We start from the raw sequence: 7,529 nt of genomic DNA, 5'->3' as shown, positions 1-7,529 counted from the left end.
CGGCCCCGGCGGGGGCGGGGCGCGCGATCCGGCCGCGCCCCCCCCCTGGTTTTTTCCCCCCCCCCCGGGGGGCCCCCCCCGCCCCCGGGGGGGGGGGCCGCCCCTCGTTCTGCGTGCCTTTCGGTCAGATGCGGACCTGGACGGCGCGGGCGAGACGGTCGTGCAGGCCGCGCCCGTCGCGGTCCCAGACCAGCGCCGGGATGACGAGGGCGAGCAGCAGGGTGCGCAGTACGACCCGGCCGATGCCGAGGCGGCCGCCGCCCTCAGCGACGACACGCAGGCCCACGAGCCGCTTCCCGGGGGTGAATCCCACGGTGCCGACGGTGAGGATGCTCAGCACCACGAAGAGCGCCAGTGTCCAGTTGCCCGTGGCGGCCGCGTTGCCGCCCGTGATCAGCCCGTATGCGATCACCTGGCAGCCGACCCAGTCGATGGCGACCCCGCCGAGGCGGCGGCCGAACCGGGCCGCCGAGCCGGACCCCTGCTGGGGCAGGCCGAGCCGCTGGCCCGGGTAGCCGAAGTCGACGCCCATGTCCTCGGCGGCCGCGCGGGGGCCGGAGAGCCAGGATCCGATTGCCTGTCTGTTGTCCACCCGACCACGGTACCGGTGGTGTCCGACGGTGTTCCGACGGGACCCTGGTTAACTTGAGCGAAACAAATGGGTCATGCTTGAGAAATCCCGCCTGCTTATGGTCTGGTCAGCGTGCGGCACCGCACTGACGCACCACGAGCTATAAAGCCCGCCCTGCCCCGGGGCCGGGAGTAGGAGGAGTTGGATGTTCCAGAACGCCGACGAAGTGAAGCAGTACATCGAGGAGAACGACGTCAAGTTCGTCGACGTCCGCTTCTGCGACCTGCCTGGTGTGATGCAGCACTTCACCATCCCGGCTCGGGCATTCGACCCGGCGGAGGAGCTGGCCTTCGACGGCTCCTCGATCCGCGGCTTCCAGGCGATCCACGAGTCCGACATGGCGCTGCGCGCCGACATCACCACCGCGCGCCTGGACCCGTTCCGCAAGGACAAGACGCTCAACATCAACTTCTTCATCCACGACCCGATCACGGGTGAGGCCTACAGCCGCGACCCGCGCAACATCGCGAAGAAGGCCGAGGCGTACCTCGCCTCCACCGGCATCGCCGACACCGCGTACTTCGGCCCCGAGGCCGAGTTCTACGTGTTCGACAGCGTGCGCTTCGCGACCTCCGCGAACGAGGGCTTCTACCACATCGACTCCGAGGCCGGCGCCTGGAACACCGGCTCCGAGGAGAACAACCGCGGCTACAAGGTCCGCTACAAGGGTGGTTACTTCCCCGTAGCCCCGGTCGACCACTTCGCCGACCTGCGCGCCGAGATCTCCCTCGAGCTGGACGCCCAGGGCCTCCAGGTCGAGCGCCAGCACCACGAGGTCGGCACCGGCGGCCAGGCCGAGATCAACTACAAGTTCAACACGCTGCTGGCCGCGGCCGACGACCTGATGCTCTTCAAGTACATCGTGAAGAACGTCGCCTGGCGCAACGGCAAGACCGCGACCTTCATGCCGAAGCCGATCTTCGGTGACAACGGCTCGGGCATGCACGTCCACCAGTCGCTGTGGGCGAACGGCGACCCGCTGTTCTACGACGAGGCCGGCTACGCGGGCCTGTCGGACACCGCCCGCTACTACATCGGCGGCATCCTCAAGCACGCCCCGTCGCTGCTGGCCTTCACCAACCCGACGGTGAACTCGTACCACCGCCTGGTCCCGGGCTTCGAGGCGCCGGTCAACATGGTGTACTCGCAGCGCAACCGCTCCGCCGCGATGCGCATCCCGATCACGGGCTCGAACCCGAAGGCCAAGCGCGTCGAGTTCCGCGCGCCGGACCCGTCCTCGAACCCGTACCTGGCGTTCGCGGCCCTCCTGCTGGCCGGCCTCGACGGTGTGAAGAACAAGATCGAGCCGATGGAGCCGATCGACAAGGACCTCTACGAGCTCTCCCCCGACGAGCACGCGAGCGTCCCGCAGGTCCCGACCAGCCTCGAGGACGTCCTCAAGGCCCTGGAGGACGACCACGAGTACCTCCTGGCCGGCGGTGTCTTCACCCCGGACCTGATCGAGACCTGGATCGACTACAAGCGCACGCACGAGATCGCCCCGATCGCCCAGCGCCCGCACCCGCACGAGTTCGAGCTCTACTTCGACATCTAAGCCGCGGTGCCGATCGGTGATCGGCTGATGCTCCGGTTGTGCGAAGCCCCGTCCTTCTCCTTGGAGAGGGGCGGGGCTTCGCCGGTTTCCCGCTAGGTTCGGGGCATGGATGATCCGTGGAAGACCGTGGGTGAGCTGGCTGCGCGGTTCGACGTGCACGACCGGGAGCGGGGGATGGCGCACGAGGAGAGCGTGACGCTGCAGATCCTGAAGATCGGCGAGGAATTCGGGGAGGCCGCGCAGGCCGTCATCGGGGCCAAGGGGACCAACCCGCGCAAGGGGACCTCGCACACGTGGAGCGACGTGGAGGCCGAGGTCGCCGACGTCATCGTGACCGCGATGGTGGCCCTCGCCCGGATGCGGCCCGATGCCCCCGCCTACTTCGCCGAGCACCTCAGGGAGAAGTCCCGGCGCTTCCTCTGACCCCGCGCAGCAGGGGCATGCCGCCCGTCAGTTCGCGCAGGCAGCGGACCGCCAGTTCCGGCGGGGAGCCGGGGCCCGCGACCGGGGCTTCCGTGGTCGACCACAGCTCCAGGGCGATGCGGATGGCGTCCGTGGCGGCCGCTGCGAGGAGGCGGACGCCCAGGGGGTCGGCGTCCTCGCCGGCCAGCCGGGCGATCACCGGGACCAGGCGCTCCTCGGAGTCCTGGTTCACCCGGTACCAGACCGCGCGCAGCGCTTCGTCGGCCTGGGCCGCGCGGAGCAGGCCGCGGGTCACCTGGAGGCCCTCCTCGACCGTCCGGGAGTCGCTGAGCGAGCGGGTCACCGCGCGTTCCAGGGCCTCGTCGAGCGGGGTGCCGGGGTCCTCCTCGGCGAGCAGCGCGCGCCAGGCGTCGCCGCCGCCGGCGAGCAGCGGGGCCACGGCCTCCTGCTTGTTGCGGAAGTACCGGTAGAACGTGCGCAGTGCCACGCCGGCGCGGTGCGCGATGTCCTCGGCGGTGGTGCCGTCGGGGCCGTGCTCGGCGAAGAGTTCGCAGGCCGCGCGGGCGATGTCGAGCTGGGTGGCGGCCTTGCGGCGCTCGGTCAGCGACTGGGCTCCGGGGCCGGCCTGGGGAGAGTACGGACGAGGGGATCTCACGGGTGAAGCCTACCTCCCGGGGGTGAGACGGATTGCATGCTTTGACACTCTGGCAAAACGTGTCACCGGCTCGGTACGCTCGCCCCCATGAACCGTTACGAAGGACGTCGCGTCCTCATCACCGGCGGCGGCTCCGGCATCGGCCAGGCCACCGTCCACCGCATCCTCGCCGAGGGCGGCCGCGTCCACACCGTGGACGTCAACGAAGAGGGGCTGGGGCGCACTGCGGAGCAGGCCGCCGCCGACGGGCGGGCCGACCGGCTCACCACCGCCGCCCTCGACATATCCGACGAGGCCGCCGTGCAGGCCGGCATCGCCGCCGCCGTCCAGACGCTCGGCGGGCTCGACGTACTGGTCAACGCCGCGGGCATCCTGCGCTCCGCGCACACCCACCAGACCACGCTCGAGTTCTGGAACAAGGTCATCGCGGTCAACCTCACCGGTACCTTCCTGGTGATCCGCGAGGCGCTCCCGGCGCTGCTGGAGGGCGACCACCCGGTCGTCGTGAACTTCAGCTCCACCTCGGCGTCCTTCGCCCACCCCTACATGTCCGCGTACGCGGCCAGCAAGGGCGGCATCCAGTCCATGACCCACGCGCTGGCCGCCGAGTACAGCAAGCAGGGCCTGCGCTTCGTCGCCGTCGCGCCCGGCTCCATCGAGAGCGGCATGACCACGGGCAACGGCCCCGGCCTGCCCGAGGACACCGACTGGAGCCTGTTCACGAAGCTGGCCCCGGCCATCGGCCAGGGCTTCGCCGGCCCGCAGACCGTCGCCGGCGTCGTCGCCATGCTGGGCTCCGAGGACGGCGCCTTCATCACCGGCACGGAGATCCGCATCGACGGCGGTACCCACTACTAGGTCGCCGGGTCAGCTTCTGAAGCGGTCCCACAGCCGGGGGAAGCGCTCCGCGAGCACGGCTTCGTTCTCGAAGTCCAGCGGGGTGCCCTCCGGCTCGGCCGGTTGGAGCGGAATTCCCAAGTCCGGCGCCACCGCCCCGGTCAGCTGCTCGTACGCCTCGTCGGCCGCGTACCCGAGCTCCTCACCGTCCCCGTCGATGTCCTCGTCGAACTCCTCCATGAGCTCCGCGAGCGCGTCGGGGTCGTGCACCGCGCCCTCGAAGACCTCCCGGCCCTGGCCGATCAGCCAGCACCGGAAGTAGTCGAACGCGTCGTCGCTCGCCCCGTCGAGCAGCACCCAGGCCGCGCCCCACAGGTCCCACGTGTACGCCCGGTTGTACCGGGACTCGAAGTGCCGGGCGAAGTCCAGGACGGAGTCCGGATCGAGCTGCGCCAGCCGCTCCACGAGCAGCTCGGCGTGCTCCTCGGGGTCGCCCTCGGCGGCCTCGCGGGTACGGTCGACGATCTCCCAGAACTCCGTCTCGTCCATCACCGCTCCAGCATCACGGGTGCGCCCCCTCGCCGCCACCGCTCATACGGCCAAAGGCCGGTGTCCGACCCCCCGATCGCGGGGGCCGGACACCGGCCTTTGGCTCTTGCCGTGCCCGTGTCCTACAGGCCGTAGCGCTCGCGCGCCTCCTTGATGGCGGACGCCGGCACCTCGCCGCGGCGGGCGAGCTGGGCCAGCGCGGCCACCACGATCGACTGCGCGTCGACACCGAAGTGGCGGCGGGCGCCCTCGCGGGTGTCGGACAGGCCGAAGCCGTCCGTGCCGAGCGAGGTCCAGTCCTGCTCCACCCACTGGCTGATCTGGTCCGGGACCTGGCGCATCCAGTCGGACACCGCGAGGACCGGGCTGGTGACACCCTCGAGCGCGCGGGTGACGTACGGGGTGCGCACCTCGCCGCGCAGCAGCGCCTCGTCGCACTCCAGCGCGTCGCGCCGCAGCTCGCCCCAGGAGGTGGCGGACCAGACGTCGGCGGCCACGTTCCAGTCGGCGGCGAGCAGCTGCTGCGCCTCCAGCGCCCAGTGGATCGCCGTACCCGAGGCCATCAGCTGGATCTTCGGGGCGTCGGCGGCCGGGGCGGACTCCAGCGAGGAGGCCTCGTTGAAGCGGTAGAGGCCGCGCAGGATGCCTTCCTCCACGCCCGCCGGCATGGCCGGCTGCACCTTCGGCTCGTTGTAGACCGTGAGGTAGTAGAAGACGTCCTCGGGCTTCTCGCCGTACATGCGGCGCAGACCGTCCTTGACGATCACCGCGATCTCGTACGCGAAGGCCGGGTCGTAGTTGAGCGACGCCGGGTTCGTGGACGCGATCAGGTGCGAGTGGCCGTCCGCGTGCTGGAGGCCCTCACCGGTCAGCGTGGTGCGGCCGGCGGTGGCGCCGACGATGAAGCCCTTGCCGAGCTGGTCGGCGAGCTGCCACATCTGGTCGGCGGTGCGCTGCCAGCCGAACATCGAGTAGAAGATGTAGAACGGGATCATCGGCTCGCCGTGCGTGGCGTACGACGTGCAGGCGGCGATGAAGTCGGCCATGGCGCCGGCCTCGGTGATCCCCTCGTTGAGGATCTGGCCGTCCTTGGCTTCCTTGTAGTACATGAGCTGGTCGCGGTCGACCGGCTCGTACGTCTGGCCCAGCGGCGAGTAGATGCCGGCCGACGGGAAGAGGGACTCCATGCCGAAGGTACGGGCCTCGTCCGGGACGATCGGAACCCAGCGCTTGCCGGTCTCCTTGTCCCGCATCAGGTCCTTGACGAGCCGGACGAAGGCCATGGTGGTGGCCATCTCCTGCTTGCCGGAGCCCTTGAGCAGCGGGGCGAAGGAACGCTCGGCCGGAGCCGGCAGGGCCACGTGGTGGACCTTGCGGGCCGGGGCCGGGCCGCCGAGGGCCGCGCGGCGCTCGTTCAGGTACTGCACCTCGGGGCTGTTCGCGCCCGGGTGGCCGTACGGGACCTTGCCGTCGACGAAGGCGCTGTCCGGGATCGGGAGGCCAAGGAGGTCACGCATGTCCTTGAACTCGTCGGTCGTCAGCTTCTTCATCTGGTGGTTCGCGTTCTTCGACTCGAACCCGGCGCCCAGCGTGTAGCCCTTGACGGTCTGCGCGAGGATGACCGTCGGCGCGCCCTTGTGCTCCAGGGCGGCCTTGTACGCGGCGTAGACCTTGCGGGGCTCGTGGCCGCCGCGGGAGCTGTGGAAGCACTCGGCGATCTTCGCGTCGGAGAGCAGGCCGCCCAGGGCGACGAGCTCGGCGTTGGCGCCGAAGAAGTGCTGGCGGATGTAGGCCACGTCGCGGGTCGCGTACGTCTGGAACTGCGCGTCCGGTACCTCGCGCAGGCGGCGTACCAGGGCGCCCGTGGTGTCGAGCTGGAACAGCTCGTCCCAGGCGGAGCCCCACAGCGACTTGATGACGTTCCAGCCGGCGCCGCGGAACTGGGCCTCCAGCTCCTGGACCACGCGGAAGTTGGCGCGAACCGGACCGTCGAGGCGCTGCAGGTTGCAGTTGATGACGAAGGTCAGGTTGTCGAGCTGCTCGCGGGAGGCGAGGGCCAGGGCGGCGGTCGACTCGGGCTCGTCCATCTCGCCGTCGCCGAGGAAGGCCCAGACGTGCGAGTTGGCGGTGTCCTTGATGCTGCGGTTCTGCAGGTAGCGGTTGAAGCGCGCCTGGTAGATCGCGGAGAGCGGGCCGAGGCCCATGGACACCGTCGGGAACTCCCACAGCCACGGCAGGCGCCGCGGGTGCGGGTAGGACGGCAGGCCGTTGCCGCCGGACTCCTGGCGGAAGTTGTCGAGCTGCTGCTCGGAGATGCGCCCGTCGAGGAAGGCGCGGGCGTAGATGCCGGGGGAGGCGTGGCCCTGGATGTAGAGCTGGTCGCCCGATCCGTCGGCCTCCTTCCCGCGGAAGAAGTGCTGGAAGCCGGTCTCGTAGAGCCAGGCCGCCGAGGCGAAGGTGGCGATGTGGCCGCCGACGCCGTACTTGGAGCCGCGGGTCACCATGGCGGCCGCGTTCCAGCGGTTCCACGCGGTGATCTTGGCTTCCATCTCCTCGTCACCCGGGAACTCGGGCTCGGCGGAGGTGGGGATGGTGTTGACGTAGTCCGTCTCCAGCAGCTTCGGCAGGGCGAGGCCGGCGGCCTCGGCGTGCTGGAGGGTGCGGCGGAGCAGGTATTCGGCGCGGCGCGTACCGGCGGCCTTGGCGACGGCGTCGAGGGAGGCCGCCCATTCGGCGGTCTCCTCGGTGTCGCGGTCCGGGAGCTGGTCGAGCTCGCTCGGAAGCTTTCCTACGGGGTCGGACATCGGTGTGCGCCGCCTTCCGGACAAAGGAGAGGTGGTGAAGAAATCCCTGACGGGCAGGACAGGGTCGATGGGCCC

Annotated in this window: 7 protein-coding genes; 3 read left to right on the top strand and 4 right to left on the bottom strand. The window is 70.3% G+C overall.

The window, feature by feature from the left end; genetic code table 11:
- Positions 1-124: 124 nt before the first annotated feature.
- Entirely contained in the window at positions 125-592 is a 468-nt protein-coding gene (locus tag ACFYXK_RS01960) for an RDD family protein (RefSeq protein WP_389409372.1), read from the bottom strand.
- Positions 593-776: 184 nt separating this feature from the next.
- Here ACFYXK_RS01960 and glnA point away from each other — a divergent pair, with 184 nt between their 5' ends.
- Together glnA and ACFYXK_RS01950 are read left to right on the top strand one after the other, a co-directional pair.
- Positions 777-2,186, top strand: a complete 1,410-nt coding sequence (gene glnA / locus ACFYXK_RS01955) for a type I glutamate--ammonia ligase (protein ID WP_389409371.1) — start codon at positions 777-779, stop codon at positions 2,184-2,186.
- Between the two features lie 105 nt (positions 2,187-2,291).
- Entirely contained in the window at positions 2,292-2,609 is a 318-nt protein-coding gene (locus tag ACFYXK_RS01950; RefSeq protein WP_389409370.1) for a MazG-like family protein, read from the top strand.
- Here the strand turns inward: ACFYXK_RS01950 and ACFYXK_RS01945 are convergent.
- The gene (locus ACFYXK_RS01945) at positions 2,581-3,264 is read right to left on the bottom strand and encodes a TetR family transcriptional regulator (protein WP_383507893.1); all 684 of its coding nucleotides are present in this window, start codon (positions 3,262-3,264) and stop codon (positions 2,581-2,583) included. The two genes, ACFYXK_RS01950 and ACFYXK_RS01945, sit on opposite strands and share 29 nt — an antisense overlap.
- 87 nt (positions 3,265-3,351) lie before the next feature.
- On the opposite strand from ACFYXK_RS01945, the gene ACFYXK_RS01940 reads away from it, so the two are divergent.
- The gene (locus tag ACFYXK_RS01940) at positions 3,352-4,122 is read left to right on the top strand and encodes an SDR family NAD(P)-dependent oxidoreductase (RefSeq protein ID WP_389409369.1); all 771 of its coding nucleotides are present in this window, start codon (positions 3,352-3,354) and stop codon (positions 4,120-4,122) included.
- Between the two features lie 9 nt (positions 4,123-4,131).
- Here ACFYXK_RS01940 and ACFYXK_RS01935 read toward each other — a convergent pair whose 3' ends face one another.
- A complete protein-coding gene (locus ACFYXK_RS01935; RefSeq protein WP_389409368.1) occupies positions 4,132-4,650 on the bottom strand; it encodes a DUF4240 domain-containing protein in 519 nt (172 codons plus the stop codon).
- Positions 4,651-4,772: 122 nt separating this feature from the next.
- Entirely contained in the window at positions 4,773-7,454 is a 2,682-nt protein-coding gene (gene aceE, locus ACFYXK_RS01930) for a pyruvate dehydrogenase (acetyl-transferring), homodimeric type (RefSeq protein WP_389409367.1), read from the bottom strand.
- Between the last annotated feature and the right edge of the window lie 75 nt (positions 7,455-7,529).

It is taken from the genome of Streptomyces sp. NPDC002209 (assembly GCF_042890265.1).
Classification (GTDB): domain Bacteria; phylum Actinomycetota; class Actinomycetes; order Streptomycetales; family Streptomycetaceae; genus Streptomyces.
Note: the sequence above shows the minus strand (reverse complement) of the source record. Positions and strands in the feature narration are given on the sequence as shown.